The following is a 25,492-nucleotide window of genomic DNA, read 5'->3' as shown; positions in this document are numbered from 1 at the left end:
CGGCGGCACGGCGGGACGGCGGGGCCCGGCGCCGCCTCACCGGTGCTCGCTCACTCCTTCGCCCTCACCCTCTCGCCCTCACCCCTTGTCGTACGTCAACTCCCCGCTGCCGTCCGTGTTCGCGCGCCGCAGCTTGCCGTTGCCGAGGATCGTGATGACGCTCGGCCGGCCGGGCGTGCACGACGTCATCGGCTCGCCGACCGTGACGTCGGTCGGCCCGATGCGCAGCCGGTCGCCGGACGCCGACTGCAGCTTGCCCTGGAAGACGCAGTGGTAGGTGCCGCCGCCCTTGGCGGGCCCGTCCGCCGTCACCGAGAGGACCGTGTCGCCCACGTCGCCCTGCTGGAGGGTGAGTTCGCGGGTGCTGTGGCCGTCCTGGTTGTCGAGGCCGCCGCTCCAGGTGCCCAGGTACTTGTCGGGGACCGTGCCCTTGTCCGCGTCCGGGGTCGTCGCGTCCGAGCTGCTCGGCTCGGGCGACGCCGAGCCGCCCTCCGGGGTCTTCGGGGAGGCGCCGGCGCTGCTCTTGGCGTCGTCGCCCTTCTTGCCGGTGCCGTCCTCGTTCATGACGGCGTAGACGGCGCCGCCCGCCCCGATGGCCACTATCAGCGCGACGACGATCAGTGCCGCGGTCGAACGGGCGCTGCGGCGCGGGGGTTCGGGTGGCGGGACGGGGCCGTACGGAGGGGTGGCGCCGGGGCCGTACGCGGGGGTCGGGCCGTACGCGGGCGTGGGCCCGTAGCCGGGCGGGAGCTGCTGGGCGTGCGGGTGCTGGGGCTGCTGTGGGTACTGCGGGTAGCCGTAGGCGGCGGGCTGGGCGGGCTGCTGCGGGTAGCCGTAGCCGGGCGCGACGGGCGCGACGGGCGCGACGGGCGGTGGCGTGGGGGGCGGGGCCTGGCCGGACACCATGGTGGGGGGGTGGCCGACGGGGGCGGCGCCGGGGTGACCGGGGGGCGGGGGAGTGGCTTCGCCCTGGTCGGCGGCAGCGCCTTCGGCGGTGGGCGCGGGTGCGTCGGCGCCCGGGGACGCGGGCCCACCCCCACTCGCGGCTGCCTCCCCGCCCGCGGACACGGCACCGGCACCGGCATCAGCGCCACCGCCTGCCGCGCCCGGCCCCGCCGCCTCCTCCGGATCCTCCGCGTCCAGCAACTGCACCGCGTGACGCCCCAGTTGGGCGACGAGCGCACCCGGCAGCCACGGGTCGACCGTGCGGCCGTCGCCGAGGGCCGCCGCCGCGCCCGTGCGCTCAAGGAGTTCGTCGAGGGAGGGCCGGTCCGCAGGGGCCTTGCGCAGGCACGCGCCGATCAGTTCGGTGAGGCTCTCGGGGAGCCCCGTCAGGTCGGGTTCCTCCTGCGCGATGCGGAACATCAGCGCGTGCACCCCGCTGTTGGCGGTCCCGAAGGGCAGCGCCCCCGACGCCGCGTACGCGAGCACCGAGCCGAGGCAGAAGACGTCGCACGCCGGGGTGATGCGGTCGCCGCGCACCTGTTCGGGCGCCATGAAGCCGGGCGAGCCGACCAGCGCGCCGGTGCGGGTCAGGCCGCCGTCGGTGACCGTCTCCAGGGCGCGCGCGATGCCGAAGTCGATGACGCGCGGGCCGTCGATGGTGACCAGGACGTTCGACGGCTTGAGGTCGCGGTGGACGATGCCCGCCGCGTGGATGTCCTTGAGCGCGCCCGCGAGCCCGGCCGCGAGGATGTTCACGGACCGTTCGGGCAGCGGGCCGTGGTCGTGCGAGACGACGGTCTGCAGCGAGGGCCCGGCCACGTAGCCCGTGGCGACCCACGGGATCGCCGCCTCCGTGTCCGCGTCCAGGACCGGCGCCGTCCACGCGCCGCCGACCTGCCGCGCGGCCCGCACCTCCTGCCGGAAGCGGTTCCTGAACTCGTCCTGTTCGGCGAGTTCCTGGCGCACGAGTTTGACCGCGACCGTGCGGCCCCGGCCGGAGCGTGCGAGGTACACCTGCCCCATGCCGCCGGCGCCGAGCCGCGCCAGCAGGCGGTACGCGCCGATCCGCTGCGGATCTCCGGGTACGAGCTTTTCCATCGCCGCACCGACCTCCCCCATTGGTGTGCAACAGAGTGAGGATAGTGCGGCCGTGGGACAGGGCGGGGCGGGCTTGCGTCTACGGTTCCGTAACGGGTTCCGCATGGGATTCCGCATCGGGCGCCGACGCGGGCTCCGCAGCCCGCTCCGTGCGGGGTTCGGCGCCCGTCTCCAGGGCCGTGCCGAGCACCGTGTCGAGCGCCGTGGACAGGCGTTCCAGCACGTGTGCGGTCTCCGCGAACCCTTCCGTGCCGAGCGCCGTCGCCAGCCGGGCCGCGAGCTCCGCGTGGCCGGGGTCGATCTTCGCGACGGCGGCGCGGCCCGCCGCCGTGGGGCGGAGCAGTTTGGCGCGGCGGTGGGCCGGGTTCGGCGCGTACTCGGCGAGGCCCTGAGCCACCAGCAGGTCGGCGACACGCTGCACGCTCTGGCGCGTGATGCCCATCGCGCGGGCGATCCCGGCCACCGGCAGCGGCTCGCGCAGGGCGGCGCCGAGCACCTGCCAGCGGGCGGCGGTCAGGCCCGCGGGACCGGCCAACTCCTCCGACACGGCGAGGAACTGGCCGTTCAGGCGGAAGGCGGTCAGCGCGGTCCGGGTGAGCAGGTCCTGCCGCGCCCGCCGTTCCTCGTCAGTCATCTTCCGCCGTCCTCTGTCGTGCTCTGTCGTGCTCTGTCGTGCTCTGTCATCTTCCGTGCCGAGCTCAGGAGTTGAGGGTCTCGTACGCCGCCGGGTCCGAGTCGTGGAAGAGGCGGTACCACGCGTCGAGCCGCTCGCCGTCGAGGACGTCGCCGAGCCGGGAGAAGATCTCCCGGGCGAACGCGACGGGCTCGGTCGGCCCCGCCGTGATCAGGTCGCCGTCGGTGACCGCGTCCGCCTCGGCGTACCGCTCGCCGCCCTTGTACCCGGTGGCCGCGAGATACACGGCCGCGCCGCTGGTGTGCGCGCGGTCGTCGAGCAGCCCCTCGCGGGCGAGGCCCGCCGTCGCCCCGCAGATGGCGCCGACCGGCACCCCCGCGTCCAGGAAGGCGCGGGCCGTGCGGGCGAAGGGCGCGAGTTCGTCGCCCGTGTCCCACAGGTCGCCGCCCGGCAGGATCAGCAGCGAGCTGTCCGCGGGGCGGACCTCGTCCAGCGACAGGTCCGGCTGGACGCGCAGGCCGCCGATGGAGGTGACGGGGGCGGCGGTGCGGGCGACCGTGCGGATCTCGTAGCCGAAGCGGGCGAGCCACGCCGTGGCGTGGCCGGTCTCCCAGTCGGCGAACGCGTCGTAGACGGCCAGGTGTACGGGCTTGCGGGACATGAGGGCCTCCGGGGCTGGTGCCGTGCGGCCGCGGGATCGCGCCGGACCGCTGGGGGATCACTGCTGGATCGATGCGCGATCACTGCTGGGTGGCTGTGCCTCTGTGCTGCGTACGTAAGCATGCTGTCAAATCGACAGGATGCTGTCAATGTGGGAAGCGGCGGCGCTTCGTTAACGTCCACAGGGGGCGGCCTTAACCCTCCGCTCCCTAGCGTCCTGGTCATGGACAGCACACTGACCCTCAGCGCCCACCTGGGCCTCGACCTGGCCGCCGTCGCCCTGCTGACCTTCGGCGTCTTCTATCCGCGGCACCGCAGGCGTGAGCTCGTCCCCGCGTACCTCGCCCTGAACGTCGCGCTGTTCGCGATCGTCGCCGGGCTCGGGACCGTCGGGGGCGACGGTGGCCTCGCCCTCGGCTTCGGCCTGTTCGGGGTGCTCTCCATCGTGCGGCTGCGCTCCGACGCCCTGCAGCACCAAGAGGTGGCGTACTACTTCATCACCCTGGTGCTCGGCCTGCTCTGCGGCCTGCCGGGGCTGGAACTGCCGGTCGCCTCCCTGCTCGCCGCCGTCCTGCTCGCCGTGATGTACGGCGCCGACCACCCCCGGCTGTTCGCCCGGGACCGGCGCGCGGTCGTCACGCTGGACGCCGTCTACCGGGAGGAGGGCCCGCTCCGCGCCGAGCTGGAGCGGCGCCTGGGGCAGCCGCTGGGCTGGACCGTGCAGGAAGTGGACTACGTACGCGACCTCATGGTCCTGGAAGTCCGTTTCCGCCAGCCGGAACCTTCGGTGCCACCCCGGGAGTTGACGGTACGACGACGCACGACCCGGTCCCGCACGATCACCCCCAGCCACCCGAAGGAGACCGTGTGAACCCCGCCGTACGCGCCATCGGCCGCGCCGCGCTGGCCGCGCACCCCATCACGCTCGACGAGGTGAACGCCAGGGCGGAGCTGCTCGCCCGCTTCGACCACAGCTATCTGGTGCCCGTCGAGATCTTCGAGGACCTCGCGGCCCTGCTCACCGACCCGCGCCGGGCCGGCGGCCCCTTCCGGGCCCTCAGCATCGGGGGCAAGCGCTGGTTCCGGTACCACTCCACGTACTACGACACCCCCGAGCTGGTCACCTTCCACGACCACCGGCAGGGCCGGCGGCTGCGCTACCGGATCCGTGAGCGCGTCTACCAGGACAGCGGGGAGCGCCAGTTCGAGATCAAGCTGAAGAGCGGGCGCGGCGAGACCGTCAAGCACCGCCAGCGCCTCACGGACGACGACCACGTCCTGGACGCGGCCCGGCGCGGCTTCCTCGACGGCGTGCTGCGCGGGTCGTACGGCCTCCAGGCGCCGGACGGCCTCACCACCTCGCTCGTGACGGAGTACCAGCGGGCGACGTTCGTCGCCGACGGGCAGCGCATCACCTGCGACGCCGGGCTCGTCGTCCGGGACACGGCGACGGGCCGCAGCGCCGCGGCCGACAGCGGCCTCGTCCTGGTGGAGACCAAGACCAAGGGGCATCTGACCGAGGCCGACCGGGTACTGCACCGGTTCGGGGTGCGGGCCGCCGACTTCACCAAGTACTGCGGTGGGTACGCCGCGCTGCGGCCCGAGCTCGGCATCAACAAGTGGGCGCGGGCGGTCCGGACGGCGTTCCCCCGGGGAGCGCACGCGGGAACGTGAGGGTGACGCGCGCGCCGGACGCGGTGCTCGACGTGCCGAAGCGGCCGTCCGCCTCCTCGGCGGTCCGGCGCGCGATGTCCAGGCCGAGGCCCGTGGAGCCCGCGCCGCTCGTGCCTCGGTCGGGGGCCGTGTCCGGGAAGCCGGGGCCCTCGTCGGCGACGGTCAGCTCCGCGCCGCCCTCCGGGGTGCGCCGGACGGTGACGGAGTAGGCCGTGCCCTGAGGGGTGTGGTCCAGGACGTTGCCGATCAACGCGTCCAGGGCGGCCGCGAGTTCGTCGGCCGGCACCGGCACCGGGACCTCGTCGGGCGGGGTCGTCGTGGTGACGGAGCGGTTCTGGTCCTCGGCCAACGGCACCCAGAAGGCGGCCCGTTCGCGGGCCACCGCCGCCAGGTCCGCGCGCGGCGCCTCGCGCAGGGGGCGCCGCGCCTTGCGGATCACCTCGTCGACGCTGCGCTCCAGGGCGGTGACGTCCGCGGCGATGCGCCGGGCCTCGGCCGCGTCGCGCAGGGTCTCCGCGTCCAGGCGCAGGGCGGCCACCGGGGTGCGCAGCCGGTGCGCCAGGTCGGCGGCGTTCTCCCGCTCGGCGGTGAGCAGTTCGTCGATGCGGGCGGCGAGCCGGTTCAGCTCGCCCGCGACCAGCCGGAGTTCGGGCGGCCCCTCCGGCTCGGCCCTGGCCGTCAGATCGCCCGCGGCCAGCCGGTCCGCGGTGCGGGCGAGCCGGCGGGTGGCGCCGACAAGCCGGGCGCCGAGACGGTCCGCGAGCAGCAGGCCGACGAGGACGAGGCCCACGCCGATGCCGGCAAGGACCAGCCAGGAGGCGAGCGTCCCCGCGTACAACTGTTTTTGGGTCAGCGTCACTTGGACCACCGCGGTGCCGTCCTTCGCGCCTTGCACGGGCACCAGGACCAGCCGGTCCCCGGAGCTCCTCTCGTACGTGAAGGCGCGACCGGTGCGGGCCAGGCGGACGGGGTCCGTGGCGGTGGGGGTGCGGTCCGGGCGGGGCCCGATGATCTTGCCGTTCGCGAGGATCAGCGAGGTGCTGGGCAGGTTCTGTCCGTTGACGCTCTCCACGGTCTGCTCCGCCGTCTCCCGCTCGTCGGCGGTCGCCAGAGTGGGGCCCAGGGCGTGGGCCACCCACTGGGCGCGGGCGGTGGCCTCCGCGGTGGCGCGGTCGGCGGCGTGGGAGCGGGTCAGGAGGGTGAGCGGGACGAGCAGCGCGGTCAGGACCAGGGCCGTGGTCGCCGCGGTGAGCAGGAGCAGGCTGCGGCGCATCAGTCGGTGGCCCCGGCGCCGGTGGACTCGGCGGCTGAGCCCTCGCCGTCCGTGTCCCCGGCCCCGGTGCTCTCCGCGCCGGGAGCGGCGAGCTTCACGCCCACGGTGCGGACCGTGTGCAGGTAGCGGGGTTCCTGGGCCGTCTCGCCCAGTTTGCGGCGGAGCCAGGAGAGGTGGACGTCGACCGTCTTGTCGGCGCCGCCCAGGGGCTGCTGCCAGACCTCGGCGAGGAGTTCGCGGCGGGAGACCACCTGGCCGGGGCGCCGGGCCAGGTAGGCGAGGAGGTCGAACTCGCGGGGCGTGAGGTCGATGGGGGACCGGTCCAGGGTGACCTCGCGGGCGGCCGGGTCGATGGAGAGGGCGCCCACGCGCAGCGGCTCCTCGGTCTCCGTGACGCCCAGGCGGCGCAGCACCGCCCTGATCCTGGCGTCCAGTTGGGCGGCGCCGAACGGCTTGACGATGTAGTCGTCCGCCCCCGCCTCCAGCACGGTGACCATCTCCGGCTCGTCGTCGCGGGCGGTGGCCACGATGACGGGCACGTCGCTGACCGCGCGCAGCATCCGCAGCACCTGCGCGCCGTCGACGTCCGGCAGACCCAGGTCCAGGACGACCAGATCGGGCTTGTCCGTCACGGCGGCGTCCAGGCCGGCCATGCCGCTGGGCGCGGTCGCCACGGCGTGCCCCTTGTCGCGCAGGGCCCGTACGAGCGCGCCGCGGAGCTGGGGGTCGTCCTCGACGACGAGAAGATGCGCCATACAACCACCGTAGTCAGGGGCGGGGCAGGGGCTTTGGCGGGGTCTTAACCGGACGTTAGGAAACGATGCGGCACAGTGGCGGGATGAGGAAGTGGCGGAACGCCGTCGTGACGGCGGCGTGGGTGGCCGTGGGTACGGCGGCGGGGGCGCTGGGCGCCTGGCAGTTGGCGAGTTCGGACAGCGGAGGCGACGCGGCGCACAGCAGACCGCTGGACGAGGCGGCGGTACGGAGGGCGCTGGCGGCGTCGTCCCAGGAACCGTCGGGCTCCCCCACGCACACGCGGCCCTCGTCCGGCACGCCGTCCCCCGGCACGTCGTCTCCCGGCACGCCGTCCCCCGGTACCGCTTCCCCCGAACGATCGACCGTCCGCTTCACCGGCGGTTCCGCCACGGTGGAGTGCCGCACCGACGGCACGGTCTACCTCGTGTCCTGGAGTCCCGCCGACGGCTTCCACATCGACGACGACGTGGAGCGCGGCCCCGCGAGGGTGGTGCGCCTGGAGGCGGAGCCGGGCGACGACGACGAACAGGACGACCTCCCGTACGAGATCCGCTGCACGGCGAACGGCCCCCGGGCCAAGGTCGTCCCGGACACCGACGACTGACCTGGCCCCTGGGCCTCGGGCCTTCACCCGGCCGCGGGCCCGCCGTGGCTGATCGCGCAGTTCCCCGCGCCCCTGAGCAAGACGACCGACCGCCACCCACCCGCACATGCGAGACGGCCGGGCCAGCCGCTTTCAGGAGCGCGGGGAACTGCGCGGCGGGCCCCGGGTGACCGAGCCGTGCGCGGGGTCTGGCCCCGGGTATCCCAGGGGCGCGGGGAACTGCGCGCCCAGCCCCAGCGCACCCGCACATGCAAGACGGCCGGAGTCACCGCTTTCAGGGGCGCGGGGAACTGCGCGACCAGCCCCCACCCACCCGCAGCCAAAGGGACCCCCAGGGCAGGCCCCACGACAGGGCAGGCCCCACGACAGGGCAGGCCCCACGACAGGGCAGGCCCCACGACAGGGCAGGCCCCACGACAGGGCCGCCACACGACAGTGTGTCGAGCCAGGAGCCCCGCGTCCGACAGGACGCCCATACCGTGTCCACTCCGCGGACATTTACCCTCGGGCCCATGACCCCTCAGCCGAATCCCCAGGTCGGCGCCGCCGTGAAGGCCGCGGACCGCGCACATGTCTTCCACTCCTGGTCCGCACAGGAGCTCATCGATCCGCCGGCGATCGCCGGCGCCGAGGGCTCGTACTTCTGGGACTACGACGGGAACCGCTACCTCGACTTCACCAGTGGCCTCGTCTACACCAACATCGGGTACCAGCACCCGAAGGTCGTCGCCGCGATCCAGGAGCAGGCGGCGACGATGACGACGTTCGCGCCCGCCTTCGCCGTCGAGGCCCGCTCCGAGGCCGCACGCCTCATCGCCGAGCGGACCCCCGGCGACCTGGACAAGATCTTCTTCACGAACGCGGGCGCCGACGCCGTCGAGCACGCCACGCGCATGGCCCGCCTGCACACGGGCCGCCCCAAGGTGCTCGCCGCGTACCGCTCGTACCACGGCGGCACCCACCAGGCCATCAACCTCACCGGCGACCCGCGCCGCTGGGCCTCCGACACGGGCACGGCGGGCGTCGTCCGCTTCTGGGCGCCGTTCCTCTACCGCTCCCGCTTCTACGCGGAGACCGAGCGGCAGGAGTGCGAGCGCGCGCTCCAGCACCTGGAGGACACCATCGTCTTCGAGGGCCCGCAGACCGTCGCCGCGATCATCCTGGAGACCGTGCCGGGCACCGCGGGCATCATGATCCCGCCGCCCGGCTACCTCGCGGGCGTGCGCGCGCTGTGCGACAAGTACGGCATCGTCTTCGTCCTCGACGAGGTCATGGCCGGCTTCGGCCGCACCGGCGAGTGGTTCGCCGCCGATCTCTTCGACGTCACGCCGGACCTGCTGACCTTCGCCAAGGGCGTGAACTCCGGTTACGTGCCGCTCGGCGGCGTCGCCATCTCCGCGAAGATCGCCGAGACCTTCGCCCGGCGCCCCTACCCGGGCGGCCTCACCTACTCCGGCCACCCGCTGGCCTGCGCCGCGGCCGTCGCCACGATCAACGTCATGGCGGAGGAGGGCGTCGTCGAGCACGCGGCGGACCTCGGCGCCCGGGTCATCGAGCCGGGCCTGCGCGACCTCGCCGAGCGCCACCCCTCGATCGGCGAGGTGCGCGGCGTCGGCATGTTCTGGGCCCTGGAGCTGGTGAGGAACCGCGAGACGCGCGAGCCGCTGGTCCCGTACAACGCGACGGGCGAGGCGAACGCCCCCATGGCGGCGTTCGGCGCGGCCGCGAAGAAGCGGGGCCTGTGGCCCTTCATCAACATGAACCGCACGCACGTGGTGCCCGCGTGCACCATCACGGAGGCGGAGGCGAAGGAGGGCCTGGCGGCCCTGGACGAGGCGCTGACGGTGGCGGACGAGCACACGGTGTAACCCCCGCCCGCGGCTGGGGCCACCTCCCCGCTCCAGCCACCTCCGCTCCAGCCGCCTCCCCGCCGCGGCCGCCCGCCGGCGCCGGGTAACGATCAAAGGCGTCCCGGCTCGGCGGAACCCGAACCACGTAGTCTGACGTGCTCGTAAGCGAATACGACCACGAACGACCGGTTCAGACCGGAACGCGGCGGGGGAGGCCCACCACCATGCCCGGACCCGACGGCCCGGCCGTCATCCGCAGCACGCTGCGCCAGCAGATCGCCGACGCGCTCCGCGACGAGGTGCTCGCGGGCCGGCTCGAACCGGGGCAGGAGTTCACGGTCAAGGAGATCGCCGAGCAGTACGGCGTCTCCGCGACCCCCGTCCGCGAGGCCCTGGTCAACCTCACCGCCCAGGGCCTCCTGGACGCCGACCAGCACCGCGGCTTCCGCGTCCACGAGCACACCCTGGACGACTACCGGGGCATGCTCCAGGCCCGCGGCCTGGTCGCGGACGGCATCTTCCGCGAACTCGTGGCGGGCGGCGCCGCCCGCCACGACGCGGGCGCCGCCCTCGTGGGCGTGCGCCGCAGGGGCGAGGAGGCCGCCCGCGCGGCCTGCGCCGGTGACCTGACCATCCTGATCGGCTACGACCTGCGCTTCTGGCGCGAGCTCAGCGCCCTCTTCGGCAACCCCTACCTCTCCGACTTCCTGCACCGCCTGCGCGTGAAGTCCTGGGTCTGCGCCGTCACGCACCTCCGCCGCTGGAGCGACCTCAACGGCGGCGACCTGCGCGGCCTCCTCTGGTCCCGGCACACCGAGCTCGTCGACGCCCTGGTCCGCCGCGACCCGGCGGGCGCCCACGAGATCGTCGTGGAGTACAACACGCACTCCCTGGCCCTGATCGAGCGGCTGGCGGCCGCATGAGCGTGGAACTGACGGTCGTCGTTCCCGCGTACAACGAGGAACAGCGCCTGGGCCCCACGCTGGCCGCGATCCGTGAGCACCTGGAGCGCACGCAGCGCGGCCCGTGGGAGCTGATCGTCGTCGACGACGGCTCCACCGACCGCACCGCGGAGATCGCCGCGGAGGCGTCCGCCGCCGACCCCCGCGTCCAGCTCCTGAGCAGCCCGCGCAACCGGGGCAAGGGCCACGCCCTGCGCCTGGGCGTCCTCGCCTCCTACGGCCGCCGCGTCCTGATCACCGACGCCGACCTCGCCGCCCCCATCGAGGAGCTCGACCACCTCGACAAGGCCCTCGCCGACGGCCACGCGGCGGCGATCGGCTCCCGCGCCCGGCCCGGCGCGACCATCGGAGCCCACCAGCACCGGCTGCGCGAGCTCCTGGGGCGCACCGGAAACTTCCTGATACGCACGGTCGCCGTCCCCGGAGTCCACGACACCCAGTGCGGCTTCAAGCTCTTCGACGGCGACCGGGCCCGCGAGGCCTTCGCCGCGTCCCGCCTGCACGGCTGGGGCATCGACGTCGAGATACTGCAGTACTTCCGGCGGGCGGGCTGGCCCGTCGCCGAGGTGCCCGTGCGCTGGTCCCACCAGGAGGGATCGAAGGTCAGGCCGCTGGACTACGGGAAGGTCCTCGCCGAGCTGACCGTCCTGAAGGCCCGCGCGGTCCACCGGGCGGACGTCCTGGCCGGGCTGCTGTTCCTCGCCCTGTCCTGCGTCCTGTTCTCGGGGCGTCTGGTGGCCCCCGCCGACCGCTACTTCCCCGACTCCATGCAGGACCAGAACCAGTGGGAGTGGTTCTTCGCGGTGACCGCGGACAACGTCCGCCACCTCCACAACCCCCTGTTCACCACCCTCCAGAACGTCCCCGACGGCGTGAACCTCATGGCCAACACGGTCATGCTCGGCCTCTCCGTCCCGCTCGCCCCCGTGACCTGGCTGCTCGGCCCCGCCGTCGCCCTGAACGTGGCGATGACCGGCGGCCTCGCCGCCACCGCCGCCACCTGGTACCGGCTGATCCGCAGGCGCCTGGTCCCGCACCGGGGCGCCGCCGCGGCCGGCGCGGTCCTCGCCGCGTTCGCGCCGCCGATGGTCAGCCACGCCAACGCCCACCCGAACTTCATCGTCCTGTTCATGATCCCGCTGATCATCGACAGGGCGCTGCGGCTCTGCGAGGGCACCCGCGTCGTGCGCGACGGAGTCGTCCTCGGCCTCTTCACGACGTACCAGATCTTCCTGGGCGAGGAGCCGCTGCTGCTCGCCGCGCTCGGCATGCTGCTCTTCGCGCTCGCGTACGCGGCCGCACGCCCGGACGTGGCGCGTGCCTCCTGGCGCCCGCTCGCCCGCGGCCTCGCCATCGCCCTGGCGGTCACCGTCCCGCTGGTGGCCTTCCCCCTGCACTGGCAGTTCTTCGGGCCGCAGAGCTACCAGAGCGTGCTGCACGGCGACAACGCGGGCAACAGTCCGCTCGCCTTCCTCTCCTTCGCGGAACGCTCCCTCGCGGGCAGCGAGGACGGCGCCGCAGCCCTCGCCCTGAACCCCACCGAGCAGAACGCGTTCTTCGGCTGGCCGCTGGTCGCCCTCGCCTTCGCGATCGTCGTACGGCTCTGGGAGCGCACGGTCGTCAAGGCGCTGGCCTTCACCGTGGTCGGGGCGGCGCTGCTCTCGCTGGGCCCGAAGTTCCGCATCCCGCTGACGGACCACGTCCTGCCGGGGCCGTGGGCGGCGCTTTCCGGCCGTCCGCTCTTCGAGTCCGTCATCGAGTCGCGGGTGGCGATGGTGTGCGCCCCGGCGCTCGGCATGCTCCTCGCGCTGGCACTCGCCCGCCTGCTGCCCGCCCCGCATGACCCGAACGACCCGCACCGATCCCCGTACCGGGACCGGTACAGCCAACGCTTCCGGTACCTGGGGCTCGCGGCCGTCGCCCTCGCGCTGCTGCCGATCGTGCCCGCGCCGCTGAAGGCCGTGGACCGCGCCGAGGTGCCGCCGTTCATCGCGCAGGGCACCTGGCGGTCGTACGTGGGCGAGGACGAGACCCTCGTCCCGGTGCCGGTCCCCGACCCCGCCAACGCGGAGGGCCTGCACTGGCAGACCCGCGCGGACCTGGCGTTCCGCATCCCGGGCGGCTACTTCAACGGCCCCTGGGGCCCGGACCGCATCGGCATCTACGGCCCCTCGCCCCGCAACACCTCCAACCTCCTGCGCGACGTCAGCTCCTCGGGGCGCATCCCCGAGGTCACGCCCGCCTGGCGCGCGGCGGCCCGCGAGGACCTGGCGTTCTGGAAGGCGGGCGTCCTGGTCCTCGCACCGCAGCAGAACGACACCCAACTGCGCACGACCGTGGACGCGCTCCTTGGCCGTCCCGGAAAGTGGGTAGGCGGCGTATGGGTATGGGACGTGCGACAGGACATGCGACAGGACAACGGCCGGGATCCGCACAAGGGCAGCTAGGTGCCCCGGCACCCGACTACGCTGCCTGCACGCCCGGCGACGTACGGCCATCGCCGCCGTACGCGCGCCCTGCCGTACCGCGCCCGTCCGCACCGACGTCCCGCTCGCACCGTCATCGTCACTGTCACCGTCATCGCCAGACCGACCCGAGGAGACCTTCTTGGCCTGCGACCTGTGGCTGGTCCCGCTCGTCGACGTGCTGTGCCACAGCGCCGACAATCCCTTCGCCGAAGAACTCGCCGTCTACGACAAGGCGCTGCACGAGGCCGGACTCCCTTCCGTGCCCGTCTTCGCCTACATGCCGGGCCTGTCCGGCGACGTCGCCCCGGTCGCGGGCTTCGACTACGACGCCCTGCACTTCCTGCGCCGCGCCTACCTCCTCAAGCTCTGCGGCCTGGAGGTCACCCCGGTCGACGAGCTGGGCGGCGACTACGAACAGCTCCTGGAGATGTTCGACGCCACGGCCCAGCAGTCGCACCTGGTCTGGCACTACGACCACGCGGGCGCCTACGTCCCCGTGGACTTCCCGGCGCCGCTCTCCAACGACGAGCTGCTCGCGGGCGGCGGCCCGCTGGGCTCCTCCCAGGCGCTCCTGCGCGAGCTGGAGTTCGTCGCCCCCGCGATCGGCATCGACGCGGCGAACCCGCCGCTGGCCCCGGCCCCGCCGGCCGCCCCCACGTCCCTGGAGGAACCGGCGGCGGCGCCCCCGCCGGACGAGAGCCCGTTCGCGCGCGAGCGCCACGTCTGGCTCGGCCTGCACGCGGCGGCGACCCGGAGCCTGGCCCAGGGCTCGATGATCATCTACAGCTAGGGCCGGAAGGTCCCACTTCGGAGGCGGAACCACATGAGTCAGCTGCTGAGAGTCCAGAACTTCACCGTGTCGCAGGACGGCTTCGGCGCCGGTGAGGGCCAGAGCCTTGAGCGGCCGTTCGGCCACGCGAACCCGGGCGACCTGTTCGCCTGGGCCGGCGCCACGGCGAGCTGGCCGAACCGCACCGACCCCGGCGGGAGCCGCGGCCTCGACGACTACTTCACCCGGGACTTCTCCCACAACATCGGCGCCGAGATCATGGGCCGCAACAAGTTCGGACCCCAGCGGGGCCCCTGGCAGGACCACGAGTGGCGCGGCTGGTGGGGCGAGGAGCCGCCCTTCCACACCCCGGTGTTCGTGCTGACCCACCACGAGCGACCCTCGTTCACGCTCTCCGACACCACGTTCCACTTCGTCGACGCCGAGCCGGCCGAGGTCCTGGAGCGGGCCAAGGAGGCTGCGGGCGGCAAGGACGTCCGGCTCGGCGGCGGCACCACGGTCGTCCGGGAGTTCCTCGACGCCGGTCTCGTCGACACCCTGCACGTGGCGGTCTCGCCGGTGAAGCTCGGCTCCGGCGTACGGCTCTGGGAGTCCCCCGACGAGCTGCTCGACCGCTTCCACCTGGACGTCGTGCCCAGCGCGAGCGGCGTCACGCACCACCTGTTCTGGCGGAAGTGACCCGCATTCTTTAAGAAGGGCGCCATGGTCCGGCTTCTTTAAGAAGGGCCATGGCGGCCCAGCGGCTCAGCGGCTCAGCGTTCTCGACGAGGTTCGGGCGGCTCACCGGGGCTCGGGCGGCCGCTGCCGCGGCATGTTCGGCCGGGCCCCGGGCGGCAGCGGAAACCGGCCGGGGGCGGCCGGGGCCTCGCGCGGCGAGCCGAGGGGCACCAGCGCCTGCATGGCCAGCGGCACGGGCCCGGCCCGGAACTCCACCATCCAGTCCGCGGTCTCCGCGCGCACCAGCTCCGTCACGTCCTCGCAGAACTTCCGCAGCACCCCGAGACACCGCTCGGCCGCCTCGCCCGCGGTGCCCTCGGTGGGCCCGAGCACCTCCCGCACGCTCTCCGACGCCCAGTCGAACTGCAGCACCTGGAGCCGCCGCTGCACGGCCTGCGCGGTCGCCACGTCCCGCATCCACCCGGACGTGAGCCCGAAGAACCGGTCGCACCCCACGCACGCCACCCCGGCGAGCAGCGAGACGAATCCCCAGGTGGCCACGGACCCCACGGCCCCCGCCAGGTCGAGCAGCGGAAACACGCCGCCGCCCACGGCGCCCAGGGCCGCGCCCACCCGCAGCAGCCGCGCCGCGCGCCGCTTGCGGCCCCGGTCGGCGAGGTACCAGTCGGCGGTGTTCAGGGCGCCCCGCTCCACCCAGCGGTACAGCTCGTGGAGCCGGTCGGCGGGCTCGCCCCAGTCGCCGAGGGGGAAGGCCCGCCCGGTCAGATCGCCGAGCCGCGCACCAGGACCGGCCCCCGACCCCGACCCCTGGCCCTGCCCCTCGGGGGGCACCCCCTCGGGCTGCATCTCAGGCTGGCTCACCCGGTACTCCTCTGCGAGATCACGCGTATCGACGCTAAGTCCTACCGCCCAATGGGTGGCCATGAGCCCGCTTTCGCAGCTTTTCCGCCCGGAAGAGGTGCTTGATCAGGTATAGGAAGACGGCGGATCTCACTCGAAAGAGTGCTGGGGCGACCCGCCCGCCGACCACGTAGGCTCGTTCCCAGGCGGAGAACCCCGCCAGACGGACCGTACGAAACGGAGCTGATCGTGATCCCCGGTGGTGGCCAGCCCAACATGCAGCAGCTGCTCCAGCAGGCCCAGAAGATGCAGCAGGACCTCGCGGCGGCACAGGAGGAACTGGCGCGCACGGAGGTCGAGGGCCAGGCGGGCGGCGGCCTCGTCAAGGCGACGGTCAACGGCTCGGGTGAGCTGCGCGGCCTGGTGATCGACCCGAAGGCGGTCGACCCCGAGGACACGGAGACCCTGGCGGATCTGGTCGTCGCGGCAGTCCAGGCGGCCAACGAGAACGCGCAGGCGCTCCAGCAGCAGAAGCTCGGCCCGCTGACCCAGGGTCTGGGCGGCGGCGGCATCCCGGGACTTCCCTTCTAAGAAACCCCCCGGCCAACTACCGTACGTAGAGAGCCGAGACCCTCAAGAGGACTTCAGGAAAGGCGTTCCGTTGTACGAAGGCGTGGTTCAGGACCTCATCGACGAGTTGGGCAGGCTGCCCGGCGTCGGTCCCAAGAGCGCGCAGCGGATCGCCTTCCACATCCTCCAGGCGGAGCCCACGGACGTACGCCGTCTCGCGCACGCCCTGCTGGAGGTGAAGGACAAGGTCCGCTTCTGTGCGACCTGCGGGAACGTCGCGCAGGAAGAGCTCTGCAACATCTGCCGCGACCCGCGCCGCGACCCCTCGGTGATCTGTGTGGTCGAGGAGCCCAAGGACGTGGTCGCGATCGAGCGCACCCGCGAGTTCCGGGGCAAGTACCACGTCCTGGGCGGCGCGATCAGCCCGATCGAGGGCGTGGGCCCGGACGACCTGCGCATACGAGAACTCCTCGCGCGCCTCGCGGACGGCACGGTCACCGAGCTGATCCTGGCCACGGACCCGAACCTGGAGGGCGAGGCCACGGCCACGTACCTCGCGCGCATGATCAAGCCCATGGGCCTGAAGGTCACCCGCCTGGCCAGCGGACTCCCTGTCGGGGGAGATCTGGAATACGCGGACGAGGTCACCCTGGGCCGCGCCTTCGAGGGGAGACGACTCCTAGATGTCTGACGCCACGCTGAACACCGTGATCGACAATCCGGACGACTTCGCGGTCCAGATCTCCGACCAGATCGAGAGCTTCATCGTCTCGGTCAGGGAGGTCGCGAAGGGCGACGAGCCGGACTCGGCCGTTCCCTTCCTGCTCCTGGAGGTCTCCCAACTCCTCCTGGCCGGCGGCCGCCTGGGCGCGCACGAGGACATCGTCCCCGAGGAGCGCTACGAGCCGGACATCGGCCCCGAGCAGGACGTGGACGACCTCCGCGAGCGCCTGGCGACGCTCCTCGACCCGATCGACGTCTACTCCGAGGTCTTCGACCCCTACGAGCCCCGCAAGGCCCCGGTGGCCTGCCGCATCTCGGACGACCTGGCGGACGTCGTCGCCGACCTGGCCCACGGCCTGGCCCACTACCGCGCGGGCCGCACGACCGAGGCCCTGTGGTGGTGGCAGTTCTCCTACTTCTCGAACTGGGGCTCCACGGCATCGGGCGCCCTGCGCGCCCTCCAGTCCCTGGTGGCCCACGTCCGCCTGAACCAGCCCCTGGAGGACCTGGACGGCCTCGACACGGACGAGGACCTCACGGAGGACGCCCTCGCCGAGGAGGCGGGCAGGGTCATGGCGGAGGAGATCGCGGGGCCGCTGGGCCTCAGGACGGTCAAGTAGCTCCCGCGTGGGCTCCCGCACGGCGGGCGGCACCGATGCCGCCCGCCGGACGAACTCCCCGTACCGGCCGGGGAGTTACGCCTTCCAGTTGATGTCGGTGGCCCTGAGCGCGTACTTGCCGCAGTCGCCCTCGAACTTCCAGTAGCCCTTGCCGACCCAGTCGCCGTAGTGCGTCTTGTTCGAGCACACCGTCACGGTCCGCGCCTTGCCCCGCGTCACGTGGCAGTCGGCGGACCAGGTCGAGCTGCCGGTCTTCCAGTTCTTGCAGCTGTAGCCGTAGTCGTTGGCGCTCGCCGCGCCGGGCAGGGCGACGAGCATTCCGCCGGCGATGAGGGTGGTGGCCGCGGCGGCGCCGAGGCCGCGTATGACGCGCTTCATGTTCTCTCCATGGTCAACTGCTCACGTGCTGGCGGCACGGGGCGGTCGACGGCCCCCCGAACCGTTCCGAATGATCTTATGTCCCCTTCGCCCCGCCGATCACCGCGAGCAGCTGGTCCGCCGCCACGTAGGGTGCCGTCCGCGTCGGTTCCGAGTACCACTGGAGCGGCCAGGTGTTGCCGTTGAGGGCGGGGACGCCGACGTACGTCACCGTGCGGCGGCCCGCCCCGCCGAACCGCTGCACGCCGAGCGGCCAGGTGTGGTCCTTCGAGGCGCCGGGCGCCACGAGGAAGTACATCCACCGGAAGCCGACGGCCTCGCAGACGACGGGCCCGGCGTCCCCGCCCGTCGCCTCGACCAGTCCGGCGGCGACCTGTTCCCCGCGTACGCCCTGGATGCGGAGGGCGTCGAAGTGGACGCCGGACACGCGGAGTTGGTGCCCGGCCACCGGGACCCACTCGGGCCAGTGAATTGCGTTCGTCATGACTACAGCGTGGGAGTGTCGGGTTACGCTCGGTAGTGACTCAGGTGGTACACGCCGGGGTGTACCGGTCGGAGGTGGGCTCTGTGTCCGTTCAGTACAACCCGACGTGGCGGTACGGGGGGAACCAGCTGAAGCGGTGGCGGATGAAGGCGAACGTCACGCGAGAGGAGCTGGGGGCTGCCTCGAACTACGCGCCCGACACCATCAAGGCGATGGAGCAGGGTGTCCGCATGCCGACGCCGCGCGTGTTGGACGCGGCGGACGAGTTGTGCGGGGCCGACGGCATCCTGAGTGCCGCGAAGGACTACGTGAAGGCCGAGAAGTTTCCGGCGCGGGCACAGGACTTCATGGAGTACGAGCGTGAGGCGGTCAGCCTCTGGTGGTACGAAGTCGCGCTGATCCCAGGGTTGTTGCAGACGGAGCACTATGCGAGGTCGCTCATCGGCAACCACTGTCCTCCGCTTGATGAAGAGACGGTGGAGCGGCGAGTGGCCGCGAGGCTGGAGCGGCAGGAGATTCTCACCCGTACGTCGCCTGTAGCGCTCAGCTTCGTCGTGTACGAGGCGGCGCTGAGGGTGCCCCAGGTGGACAAGGAGCAGCTGGCCCGTCTGCTCGACGTGGGGCGCCGGAGCAACATCTCGGTCCAGGTCCTGCCGTTCGACCGGGTGATCTCAGCTGCCCTCTTGGGGCCGATGGTGCTCCTGGAGACCCGAGACCGTGAGCGCCTGGCATTCACCGAGGGCCCGTCCACGAGTGTGCTGAGTTCCGAGGCGGAGGTGGTGAGTTCACACACGGAGCGTCTTAGCATGATCCGCATGGAGGCCCTCGGCACCGAAGGGTCGGCCCTCTTCATCAAGGGGATGGCGGAGGAACTGTGAGCGAGCACCTGACCTGGTTCAAGTCGAGCTTCAGCGACTCGGAGGGCGGCGCCTGCCTGGAGGTCGCCCTGGAGCGACGGCAGGCCGCATGCCGCGGCGTCCGCATCCGCGACTCAAAACGGGCCGCGAGCCCCGAGATAACCGTCACCGCCCCCGCGTGGTCCGCGTTCGTCGCCGCAGTTCAGCCCGGGGCTTGAGCCTCGGGTCCCGAGCCTCGGGTCCCGAGCTCCTTCTTGGTTGGGTCACCGCTGGAACAAAGCCAACCAACCTGCCCAGAGCGGGAGTTGAAGAGATCGTCACCCTCAAGGGTGACGTTCCGTGGTCAGCTTGCGCCGGAACGTAAAGCCGCCCTAGGTTCGCGGCAAAAGAACGGCCTCGGCCGGTGCGCCAACACCGGGTCCGAGGCCTCGCCCTTCGCATCGAATCGAGACTTCGATGGTGGCTTCCGCCAACCATAATCCCGTCCTGCCCTCCCCGTCCCACCCCATGGCCAAAACGGGGTACGGGAAGCGCCGCGCGGATGACGAAACCCCGCACAGCGAATCCGACTTCGCACACCTGAACGCCCGCGAGCGCGACCTCGCCACCTTCATCGACCGGCTCCCCGTCGGCGCCGCGATGGGCTACAAGGCCCTCGCCACCGCGCACCCCCGCTACGGGCAGCAAGCGGTCCGCACCTCCCTCACCCGCCTCACCGACGCCGGACACCTCCGCTGGGTCAAGGAGCACCTCACCGTCGAGGACAACTCGATGCGGTGGGTGACCAGGACGTACTGGTCGCGGGAGGCGAAGTCCCCTGAGGAGTGGCGGGAGTTCGTGCGGGCGCGGCACGGGCGGGACGTGACGCACACGTACCGGTCCGGGCTCGCGAGGGCGGACGAGCCGGAGCCGAGGCCGGAGCGGGAGGAGGCGTCCACCCCGCCCCCGGTGGACGAGCCGAGCGCGGCACACCGAACCCTCGCCCGACTCCGCACCGCCGACCGCCGCATGGCCCTCTCCGAGCGGGAGTGCGATCAGCTGGAGCCGAGCGCGGCGGAATGGCTGGCCAGGGGCGCGAGTCCGCAGGACATCACGCGTGCCCTCACCGAAGGGTTGCCGCCCACCGTCACCAATCCGGGCGGTCTCGCCCGTACCCGACTGGAGAACAAGATGCCCCCCAAACGCCAGGCCCCTGCCCAGGCCCGCGCCCGCGTCACCCGCGCCGTCATGATCTGCCCGATCTGCGAGGGGTCCGAGACGTCCGTGGAGCTCGTCAACGGGATCTGCGTGGAGTGCTGCCCCCGCGATGAACGGCTCGGGTACGTCCCGGACACGTTCCTGGCCCGCCCGCGCCGGGCTCCCGACGCCGTTCAGGACGACACCGTGATCGACGTGACCGAACGCGTGGCCGAGCTCCGCCGCGCCGCCGGCCTCCCGGCACCCCGGGGTGACGTATGAGCGTGCAGGAAACACGGGCCCGGGCACCATGGGGTCAAGGAGGCGACGCCATGACCCCCAGGACCACGGCCAGATCGTCATGTGGCTGATCAAGGTCTGCATGCAGCAGCGGCCCGAGCTCTCCCTCTTTCCCGGGCAAGGTCTCAAGATCGAGGGCCGGGCGTTCGGTGACGTCGTTGAGCTCCCCGAACCTGTCGGGATCACCCTGGACACGGCCAGGCTCAAGGACTACACCGTCTGAGGCCCCCGGCCCGAGCCCGCCAGAACCTGTGACCCGCCCCACTTTCCGGAGTGCAGTGCTCCGAAGCGGGCATGTGCCAAGCCGAGCGGCCGGAACGTGCGTCCCGAAAAGCGGGACCGTACGCCCGGGGTGATCAACTTGTGAGCGGGACATCTCACGATGTGATATAGCCGAGGCGGATTTCGGCCGCTCGTTAGACTGAGCCGACCGCACAACGGATTGAGCGAGGAGCGCACGTGGGCCTTGTCGTGCAGAAGTACGGAGGCTCCTCCGTAGCCGATGCCGAGGGCATCAAGCGGGTCGCCAAGAGAATTGTCGACGCCAAGAAGAACGGCCATCAGGTCGTTGTCGTGGTGTCGGCGATGGGCGACACGACGGATGAGTTGATCGATCTCGCCGGACAGGTATCCCCCATTCCTGCCGGACGCGAATTCGACATGCTGCTGACCGCTGGTGAGCGCATCTCCATGGCCCTGCTGGCCATGGCGATCAAAAACCTGGGCCACGAGGCCCAGTCGTTCACGGGCAGCCAGGCCGGCGTCATCACCGACTCCGTCCACAACAAAGCGCGGATCATCGATGTGACCCCGGGCCGCATCCGGACCTCGATCGACGAGGGCAACATCGCCATCGTCGCCGGGTTCCAGGGCGTCAGCCAGGAGGGCAAGAACATCACCACGCTCGGTCGTGGTGGGTCCGACACGACCGCCGTCGCCCTGGCCGCCGCCCTCGACGCCGAGGTCTGCGAGATCTACACGGACGTGGACGGTGTCTTCACCGCCGACCCGCGTGTGGTCAAGAAGGCGCGGAAGATCGACTGGATCTCCTTCGAGGACATGCTGGAGCTCGCGAGCTCCGGCTCCAAGGTGCTGCTCCACCGCTGTGTGGAGTACGCCCGCCGTTACAACATCCCGATCCACGTGCGGTCCTCCTTCTCGGGACTGCAGGGCACGTGGGTCAGCAACGAACCGCAAGGGGACCGCAAGGTGGAGCAGGCCATCATCTCCGGTGTCGCGCACGACACCTCCGAGGCCAAGATCACGGTCGTCGGCGTGCCGGACAAGCCGGGCGAGGCCGCCTCGATCTTCCGCGCGATCGCGGACGCCGAGGTCAACATCGACATGGTCGTGCAGAACGTGTCGGCCGCCTCGACGGGCCTGACCGACATCTCCTTCACGCTCCCGAAGGCCGAGGGCCGCAAGGCCATCGACGCCCTGGAGAAGACCCGCGCGAGCGTCGGCTTCGACTCGCTGCGCTACGACGACCAGATCGCCAAGATCTCCCTCGTCGGCGCCGGCATGAAGACGAACCCGGGCGTCACCGCCACCTTCTTCGAGGCGCTGAGCGACGCCGGTGTGAACATCGAGCTCATCTCGACCTCCGAGATCCGCATCTCGGTCGTCACGCGCGCCGACGACGTGAACGAGTCCGTGCAGGCCGTGCACACCGCCTTCGGACTCGACTCCGACACGGACGAGGCCGTGGTCTATGGAGGCACCGGGCGATGAACCGGAAGCCGACGCTCGCGGTCGTCGGAGCGACCGGGGCCGTCGGCACCGTCATGCTCCAGATCCTGTCGCAGCACGCCGACATCTGGGGTGAGATCAGACTCGTCGCCTCACCGCGCTCGGCCGGCAAGAAGCTGGCCGTGCGCGGTGCGGAGACCGAGGTGCTTGCCCTGTCGGAGGAGGTCTTCGACGGGGTCGACGTCGCCATGTTCGACGTCCCCGACGAGGTGGCCGCCCAGTGGGCGCCCGTCGCCGCCGCCAAGGGCGTCGTCGTGGTCGACAACTCCGCCGCCTTCCGGATGGACCCGGACGTCCCGCTCGTCGTGCCGGAGGTCAATCCGCACGCCGCGCGCGTACGCCCGCGCGGCATCGTCGCCAACCCCAACTGCACGACGCTCTCGATGATCGTCGCGGTGGGCGCGCTGCATGCCGAGTTCGGTCTGCGCGAGCTGATCGTCTCCTCGTACCAAGCGGTGAGCGGGGCGGGCCGCGACGGCGTCGACACGCTGCGCCGCCAGCTGAAGCTGGTCGCCGGCAGCGAGCTCGGCACCAGCCCCGGTGACGTACGCCGTGCGGTCGGTGACGACACGGGCCCCTTCCCCGAGCCCGTCGCGCTGAACGTCGTGCCCTGGGCCGGGACCCTGAAGGACGACGGCTGGTCGTCCGAGGAGATGAAGGTCAGGAACGAGTCGCGGAAGATCCTCGGGCTGCCCGGGCTCCGCGTCGCCGCCACGTGCGTACGCGTCCCCGTGGTGACCACCCACTCCCTGACCGTCCACGCGCGCTTCGAGGACGAGGTCACGGTCGACCGGGCGCGCGAGATCCTCGCGACCGCACCGGGCGTCGTGCTGTTCGACAACCCCGCCGCGGGCGAGTTCCCCACCCCCGCGGACGTCGTCGGGACCGATCCGACGTGGGTCGGCCGGGTGCGGCGGTCGCTGGACGACCCGACCGCGCTGGAGCTCTTCGTGTGCGGGGACAACCTGCGCAAGGGAGCAGCCCTGAACACGGCGCAGATCGCGGAGCTGGTGGCCGCGGAGTTCACGGCCGGCTGAGCCGGAAACGGCGCGATCGGGACCAATTGGTATGGACCACCCCACGGGCGTGGACCTTTGTGGGATCTGTGTAAGTTCTGTGTCCAACTCGGTGCCGCAACCGCTTGAACTGGATCATCTCCGCGTTCGAAGATTCGCGTCTGATCACTGCAACCGACGGTGGCTCGGGGGGCGTCTTTAGCGGTCGCCTTCAGGGGTGGCCTGAGCGCCGCAACAAAATAGGGCATAGGGGAAGAGCTGGTACGCATGGGGGCATTGGATGCATCGTCTCGAGCGGCGGCCGAACGGCACGCCGCAAACGCGATGCCGGATGCGTACAACCCTGATGGGGGGAAGCGTGTCCAACAAGCGTGGCAGAGGTACTCGACTTCACAGCGGTACAGGCGAGAGGCGCGGCGGCGCTGCGTCCTACTCGGCGTGCCCGCACGGCCGGCGGCATGCCGGTGATCGCACCCATGCCCGCGGCGCGGCCCGCCCGCATTCCGTCGCAGCGCGAGGGCGCTGACGACACGATGACCGCGGGCACCACAGTTGACCACCTGACCGAGACCTATCGCGCCCACTACCGGTCGCTGCTCGGCCTCGCCGCGCTGCTCCTGGACGACACGGCGTCCTGTGAGGACGTGGTGCAGGAGGCGTTCATCCGGGTGCACTCGGCGCGCAAGCGTGTGCGCGACCCGGAGAAGACGCTCGCGTACCTCCGCCAGACCGTGGTCAACCTGTCCCGGTCCGCACTGCGCCGGCGCATCCTCGGCCTGAAGCTTCTCTCGAAGCCGATGCCCGACATGGCCAGCGCGGAGGAGGGGGCGTACGACCAGCTTGAGCGCGACGAACTGATCAAGGCGATGCGCGGCCTTCAGCGGCGCCAGCGCGAGGTCCTCGTGCTGCGCTACTTCGCCGACATGACCGAGGCGCAGGTCGCCGAGACGCTGGGCATATCGCTCGGCTCGGTGAAGGCGTACGGATCGCGCGGCATCGCGGCCCTCAGGGTCGCCATGGAGGCGCCGGCATGAGTGAGCGCAAGCGTGATGAGCAGGGCGGATTTGAGCACCATGGCAGGAACGGAAACGTGAACCGCGGCCCCGAAGGCGACCCCGGGCCGGACAGCGGGCCCGAGGGGCCCGGTGCGGCCGGGGACGGACCGGACCGGACGGATGCTCCGGACAGGGTGGACGGACCCGGCTCGGACGTGGGACCTGACGTGGGACAGGACCCGCTGGCCCGGCTGCGCTCGGTCGCGGGACTCGGGCCGGTGGGCGACGGCGGCTCCGGCGGGAGCGGTGGCCCGGATGCGAGTGGCCCGGGTGCGAGCGGCCCGGGTGCGAGCGGCTCCGGCGAGGGTGACCCCGGCGCCGAGGACGAACTCCGCGCCGACGAGCTCGCGCTGCGACGCATGATGCGGGAAGTCGTCCAGGAGATCGAGCCCCGCGAGCGCTCTCTCGAACATCTGCGCAAGGCCGTTCCCGCCCGCAGGGCCCGCAAGCGCCAGGCCGTCGTCGGCCTCGCCGCCGCCGCGCTCTTCATCGGCACCGCCGTCCCCGCGCTGGTGCACGTCACCAACTCCCAGGGCGACTCGGACGACCGGACCTCGATCGCGGGCAACAGCCAGGACGCCCAGGGCGGCTCCAGCCAGGGCAAGGATCCCGAGGGCGGCGAGAAGGGCTCCGGCAAGCAGCCCGACAAGTCCAAGGACAAGGACGAGAAGGGCAAGAAGGGCAAGAAGGACGGCAAGGAGAAGGGCGGCACGGGCGGCGGCGGTACGGGCTCGCCCGACCCCTCCACGTCCGAGGCCGCCAGCTCGCCGGTCTGCGACGCGGCCCAGCTCGGTGCCTCGGGCAGCGCGGGCACGGCGGAGGCCGACAGCAAGGTGTACGGCTCCTTCCGCGTCTCCAACATCTCCGACACCAGTTGCACGATCGAGGCCGCGGGCGCGGTCGGCGTGGTGGCACAGGGCGCGGCCGACCCCACGAAGGTCGGCGTCGTCGACCACACGGCGGGCGACCTGGCGACCGGCCTGCCCGACCCCTCGCAGGAGGCCAGGCCGCTCGTACTGCAGCCCGGCGCGGCCTACGAGGTGCGGTTCGCCTGGGTGCCGTCGGACACGTGCCCCTCGGACGGCGGGGAGCCCACGCCCAACCCGACGCCCTCGGAGGGCGGCAGCGGAGCCACGGAGGGCGGTTCGCCCGACGGTACGGAGCCTCAGCTGGGCCGATCCGACGGCGGAGTCGTCGACGGCAGCGTCACGGTCTCCCTGACCGCGGAGGCGGGGGCGCCCTCGGCGTCGACGACGATCGGCAACGCGTGCGCGGGGACGGTGTACCGGACCGGCGTGCTGCCGGCTTCCTAGGCGTACGGCCGGCTTCCTG

At 72.1% G+C, this 25,492-nt stretch carries 27 protein-coding genes; 19 read left to right on the top strand and 8 right to left on the bottom strand.

Features of this window, described 5'->3' with window-relative positions:
* Positions 1–78: 78 nt before the first annotated feature.
* From ACZ592_RS09805 to ACZ592_RS09795, 3 genes are all read right to left on the bottom strand, one after another.
* Positions 79–2,043: a serine/threonine-protein kinase gene (locus ACZ592_RS09805; protein WP_471580992.1), complete on the bottom strand. Its 1,965-nt coding sequence runs from the start codon at positions 2,041–2,043 to the stop codon at positions 79–81.
* Positions 2,044–2,122: 79 nt separating this feature from the next.
* Positions 2,123–2,677 carry a MarR family winged helix-turn-helix transcriptional regulator gene (locus tag ACZ592_RS09800; protein WP_471580991.1) on the bottom strand — a complete coding sequence of 185 codons (555 nt, stop codon included), beginning with the start codon at positions 2,675–2,677 and terminating at the stop codon, positions 2,123–2,125.
* A 64-nt stretch (positions 2,678–2,741) separates the two neighbouring features.
* On the bottom strand, positions 2,742–3,338 hold the full coding sequence (locus ACZ592_RS09795; protein WP_471580990.1) for a DJ-1/PfpI family protein: 597 nt from the start codon (positions 3,336–3,338) through the stop codon (positions 2,742–2,744).
* A 222-nt stretch (positions 3,339–3,560) separates the two neighbouring features.
* Between ACZ592_RS09795 and ACZ592_RS09790 the strand changes: the two genes are divergently transcribed.
* Together ACZ592_RS09790 and ACZ592_RS09785 are read left to right on the top strand one after the other, a co-directional pair.
* Positions 3,561–4,208: a DUF4956 domain-containing protein gene (locus tag ACZ592_RS09790; protein WP_471580989.1), complete on the top strand. Its 648-nt coding sequence runs from the start codon at positions 3,561–3,563 to the stop codon at positions 4,206–4,208.
* The gene (locus tag ACZ592_RS09785; protein WP_471580988.1) at positions 4,205–5,011 is read left to right on the top strand and encodes a VTC domain-containing protein; all 807 of its coding nucleotides are present in this window, start codon (positions 4,205–4,207) and stop codon (positions 5,009–5,011) included. The genes ACZ592_RS09790 and ACZ592_RS09785 overlap by 4 nt, the downstream gene beginning before the upstream one ends.
* On the opposite strand, the gene ACZ592_RS09780 is transcribed toward ACZ592_RS09785, so the two are convergent.
* On the bottom strand, positions 4,950–6,284 hold the full coding sequence (locus ACZ592_RS09780) for a sensor histidine kinase (RefSeq protein ID WP_471580987.1): 1,335 nt from the start codon (positions 6,282–6,284) through the stop codon (positions 4,950–4,952). The genes ACZ592_RS09785 and ACZ592_RS09780 overlap by 62 nt on opposite strands.
* A complete protein-coding gene (locus tag ACZ592_RS09775; RefSeq protein WP_471580986.1) occupies positions 6,284–7,039 on the bottom strand; it encodes a response regulator transcription factor in 756 nt (251 codons plus the stop codon). The genes ACZ592_RS09780 and ACZ592_RS09775 overlap by 1 nt, the downstream gene beginning before the upstream one ends.
* Before the next feature lie 83 nt (positions 7,040–7,122).
* Here ACZ592_RS09775 and ACZ592_RS09770 point away from each other — a divergent pair, with 83 nt between their 5' ends.
* The 6 genes from ACZ592_RS09770 to ACZ592_RS09745 all read left to right on the top strand — a co-directional run bounded on the left by ACZ592_RS09770 (position 7,123) and on the right by ACZ592_RS09745 (position 14,392).
* Positions 7,123–7,644, top strand: coding sequence for a hypothetical protein (locus tag ACZ592_RS09770; protein ID WP_471580985.1), 522 nt, complete (start codon positions 7,123–7,125; stop codon positions 7,642–7,644).
* 512 nt (positions 7,645–8,156) lie between these two features.
* Positions 8,157–9,512 carry an aminotransferase class III-fold pyridoxal phosphate-dependent enzyme gene (locus ACZ592_RS09765; RefSeq protein WP_471580984.1) on the top strand — a complete coding sequence of 452 codons (1,356 nt, stop codon included), beginning with the start codon at positions 8,157–8,159 and terminating at the stop codon, positions 9,510–9,512.
* A gap of 206 nt (positions 9,513–9,718) precedes the next feature.
* The gene (locus ACZ592_RS09760) at positions 9,719–10,417 is read left to right on the top strand and encodes a GntR family transcriptional regulator (protein WP_471580983.1); all 699 of its coding nucleotides are present in this window, start codon (positions 9,719–9,721) and stop codon (positions 10,415–10,417) included.
* Positions 10,414–12,903: a dolichyl-phosphate beta-glucosyltransferase gene (locus ACZ592_RS09755; RefSeq protein ID WP_471580982.1), complete on the top strand. Its 2,490-nt coding sequence runs from the start codon at positions 10,414–10,416 to the stop codon at positions 12,901–12,903. The genes ACZ592_RS09760 and ACZ592_RS09755 overlap by 4 nt, the downstream gene beginning before the upstream one ends.
* A gap of 160 nt (positions 12,904–13,063) precedes the next feature.
* The gene (locus ACZ592_RS09750) at positions 13,064–13,714 is read left to right on the top strand and encodes a hypothetical protein (protein ID WP_471580981.1); all 651 of its coding nucleotides are present in this window, start codon (positions 13,064–13,066) and stop codon (positions 13,712–13,714) included.
* Positions 13,715–13,747: 33 nt separating this feature from the next.
* The gene (locus ACZ592_RS09745) at positions 13,748–14,392 is read left to right on the top strand and encodes a dihydrofolate reductase family protein (protein WP_471580980.1); all 645 of its coding nucleotides are present in this window, start codon (positions 13,748–13,750) and stop codon (positions 14,390–14,392) included.
* Between the two features lie 102 nt (positions 14,393–14,494).
* On the opposite strand, the gene ACZ592_RS09740 is transcribed toward ACZ592_RS09745, so the two are convergent.
* On the bottom strand, positions 14,495–15,253 hold the full coding sequence (locus ACZ592_RS09740) for an SLATT domain-containing protein (RefSeq protein ID WP_471580979.1): 759 nt from the start codon (positions 15,251–15,253) through the stop codon (positions 14,495–14,497).
* 228 nt (positions 15,254–15,481) lie between these two features.
* Here ACZ592_RS09740 and ACZ592_RS09735 point away from each other — a divergent pair, with 228 nt between their 5' ends.
* The 3 genes from ACZ592_RS09735 (at position 15,482) to ACZ592_RS09725 (ending at position 17,145) form a co-directional block, all read left to right on the top strand.
* A complete protein-coding gene (locus tag ACZ592_RS09735) occupies positions 15,482–15,823 on the top strand; it encodes a YbaB/EbfC family nucleoid-associated protein (protein WP_471580978.1) in 342 nt (113 codons plus the stop codon).
* 70 nt (positions 15,824–15,893) lie between these two features.
* Positions 15,894–16,493 carry a recombination mediator RecR gene (recR, locus tag ACZ592_RS09730; protein WP_055569715.1) on the top strand — a complete coding sequence of 200 codons (600 nt, stop codon included), beginning with the start codon at positions 15,894–15,896 and terminating at the stop codon, positions 16,491–16,493.
* Positions 16,486–17,145, top strand: coding sequence for a DUF5063 domain-containing protein (locus ACZ592_RS09725; protein WP_471580977.1), 660 nt, complete (start codon positions 16,486–16,488; stop codon positions 17,143–17,145). Before recR ends, ACZ592_RS09725 begins: the two co-directional genes overlap by 8 nt.
* Positions 17,146–17,220: 75 nt before the next feature.
* On the opposite strand, the gene ACZ592_RS09720 is transcribed toward ACZ592_RS09725, so the two are convergent.
* Both ACZ592_RS09720 and ACZ592_RS09715 read right to left on the bottom strand, forming a co-directional pair.
* Complete coding sequence (locus ACZ592_RS09720) at positions 17,221–17,523, bottom strand: hypothetical protein (protein WP_471087089.1); 303 nt, start codon at positions 17,521–17,523, stop codon at positions 17,221–17,223.
* A 76-nt stretch (positions 17,524–17,599) separates the two neighbouring features.
* Positions 17,600–18,007, bottom strand: coding sequence for a hypothetical protein (locus tag ACZ592_RS09715; protein WP_471580976.1), 408 nt, complete (start codon positions 18,005–18,007; stop codon positions 17,600–17,602).
* Positions 18,008–18,090: 83 nt separating this feature from the next.
* Here ACZ592_RS09715 and ACZ592_RS09710 point away from each other — a divergent pair, with 83 nt between their 5' ends.
* From ACZ592_RS09710 to ACZ592_RS09675, 8 genes are all read left to right on the top strand, one after another.
* The gene (locus ACZ592_RS09710) at positions 18,091–18,885 is read left to right on the top strand and encodes a helix-turn-helix domain-containing protein (RefSeq protein WP_471580975.1); all 795 of its coding nucleotides are present in this window, start codon (positions 18,091–18,093) and stop codon (positions 18,883–18,885) included.
* Positions 18,882–19,082, top strand: coding sequence for a DUF397 domain-containing protein (locus ACZ592_RS09705; protein WP_471580974.1), 201 nt, complete (start codon positions 18,882–18,884; stop codon positions 19,080–19,082). The genes ACZ592_RS09710 and ACZ592_RS09705 overlap by 4 nt, the downstream gene beginning before the upstream one ends.
* Before the next feature lie 289 nt (positions 19,083–19,371).
* A complete protein-coding gene (locus tag ACZ592_RS09700; RefSeq protein ID WP_471580973.1) occupies positions 19,372–20,322 on the top strand; it encodes a hypothetical protein in 951 nt (316 codons plus the stop codon).
* 28 nt (positions 20,323–20,350) lie between these two features.
* Entirely contained in the window at positions 20,351–20,563 is a 213-nt protein-coding gene (locus tag ACZ592_RS09695; protein ID WP_471580972.1) for a hypothetical protein, read from the top strand.
* Between the two features lie 236 nt (positions 20,564–20,799).
* Complete coding sequence (locus ACZ592_RS09690; protein ID WP_471580971.1) at positions 20,800–22,071, top strand: aspartate kinase; 1,272 nt, start codon at positions 20,800–20,802, stop codon at positions 22,069–22,071.
* Positions 22,068–23,126, top strand: a complete 1,059-nt coding sequence (locus ACZ592_RS09685) for an aspartate-semialdehyde dehydrogenase (RefSeq protein WP_471580970.1) — start codon at positions 22,068–22,070, stop codon at positions 23,124–23,126. Before ACZ592_RS09690 ends, ACZ592_RS09685 begins: the two co-directional genes overlap by 4 nt.
* Positions 23,127–23,476: 350 nt before the next feature.
* A complete protein-coding gene (locus ACZ592_RS09680) occupies positions 23,477–24,139 on the top strand; it encodes a SigE family RNA polymerase sigma factor (protein ID WP_471580969.1) in 663 nt (220 codons plus the stop codon).
* Positions 24,136–25,473, top strand: coding sequence for a hypothetical protein (locus ACZ592_RS09675; RefSeq protein ID WP_471580968.1), 1,338 nt, complete (start codon positions 24,136–24,138; stop codon positions 25,471–25,473). Before ACZ592_RS09680 ends, ACZ592_RS09675 begins: the two co-directional genes overlap by 4 nt.
* The last annotated feature ends 19 nt before the right edge of the window (positions 25,474–25,492 follow it).

Source organism: Streptomyces sp. NPDC040622, from assembly GCF_055593965.1.
Note: the sequence above shows the minus strand (reverse complement) of the source record. Positions and strands in the feature narration are given on the sequence as shown.

Bases quoted from the DNA above. Each gene is read 5' to 3' on its own strand.
- ACZ592_RS09805 (WP_471580992.1), bottom strand. From the start codon at position 2,043: ATGGAAAAGCTCGTACCCGGAGATCCGCAGCGGATCGGCGCGTACCGC.
- ACZ592_RS09800 (WP_471580991.1), bottom strand. From the start codon at position 2,677: ATGACTGACGAGGAACGGCGGGCGCGGCAGGACCTGCTCACCCGGACC.
- ACZ592_RS09795 (WP_471580990.1), bottom strand. From the start codon at position 3,338: ATGTCCCGCAAGCCCGTACACCTGGCCGTCTACGACGCGTTCGCCGAC.
- ACZ592_RS09790 (WP_471580989.1), top strand. From the start codon at position 3,561: ATGGACAGCACACTGACCCTCAGCGCCCACCTGGGCCTCGACCTGGCC.
- ACZ592_RS09780 (WP_471580987.1), bottom strand. From the start codon at position 6,284: ATGCGCCGCAGCCTGCTCCTGCTCACCGCGGCGACCACGGCCCTGGTC.
- ACZ592_RS09775 (WP_471580986.1), bottom strand. From the start codon at position 7,039: ATGGCGCATCTTCTCGTCGTCGAGGACGACCCCCAGCTCCGCGGCGCG.
- ACZ592_RS09770 (WP_471580985.1), top strand. From the start codon at position 7,123: ATGAGGAAGTGGCGGAACGCCGTCGTGACGGCGGCGTGGGTGGCCGTG.
- ACZ592_RS09765 (WP_471580984.1), top strand. From the start codon at position 8,157: ATGACCCCTCAGCCGAATCCCCAGGTCGGCGCCGCCGTGAAGGCCGCG.
- ACZ592_RS09760 (WP_471580983.1), top strand. From the start codon at position 9,719: ATGCCCGGACCCGACGGCCCGGCCGTCATCCGCAGCACGCTGCGCCAG.
- ACZ592_RS09755 (WP_471580982.1), top strand. From the start codon at position 10,414: ATGAGCGTGGAACTGACGGTCGTCGTTCCCGCGTACAACGAGGAACAG.
- ACZ592_RS09745 (WP_471580980.1), top strand. From the start codon at position 13,748: ATGAGTCAGCTGCTGAGAGTCCAGAACTTCACCGTGTCGCAGGACGGC.
- ACZ592_RS09725 (WP_471580977.1), top strand. From the start codon at position 16,486: ATGTCTGACGCCACGCTGAACACCGTGATCGACAATCCGGACGACTTC.
- ACZ592_RS09720 (WP_471087089.1), bottom strand. From the start codon at position 17,523: ATGAAGCGCGTCATACGCGGCCTCGGCGCCGCCGCGGCCACCACCCTC.
- ACZ592_RS09715 (WP_471580976.1), bottom strand. From the start codon at position 18,007: ATGACGAACGCAATTCACTGGCCCGAGTGGGTCCCGGTGGCCGGGCAC.
- ACZ592_RS09700 (WP_471580973.1), top strand. From the start codon at position 19,372: ATGGCCAAAACGGGGTACGGGAAGCGCCGCGCGGATGACGAAACCCCG.
- ACZ592_RS09695 (WP_471580972.1), top strand. From the start codon at position 20,351: ATGGGGTCAAGGAGGCGACGCCATGACCCCCAGGACCACGGCCAGATC.
- ACZ592_RS09685 (WP_471580970.1), top strand. From the start codon at position 22,068: ATGAACCGGAAGCCGACGCTCGCGGTCGTCGGAGCGACCGGGGCCGTC.
- ACZ592_RS09675 (WP_471580968.1), top strand. From the start codon at position 24,136: ATGAGTGAGCGCAAGCGTGATGAGCAGGGCGGATTTGAGCACCATGGC.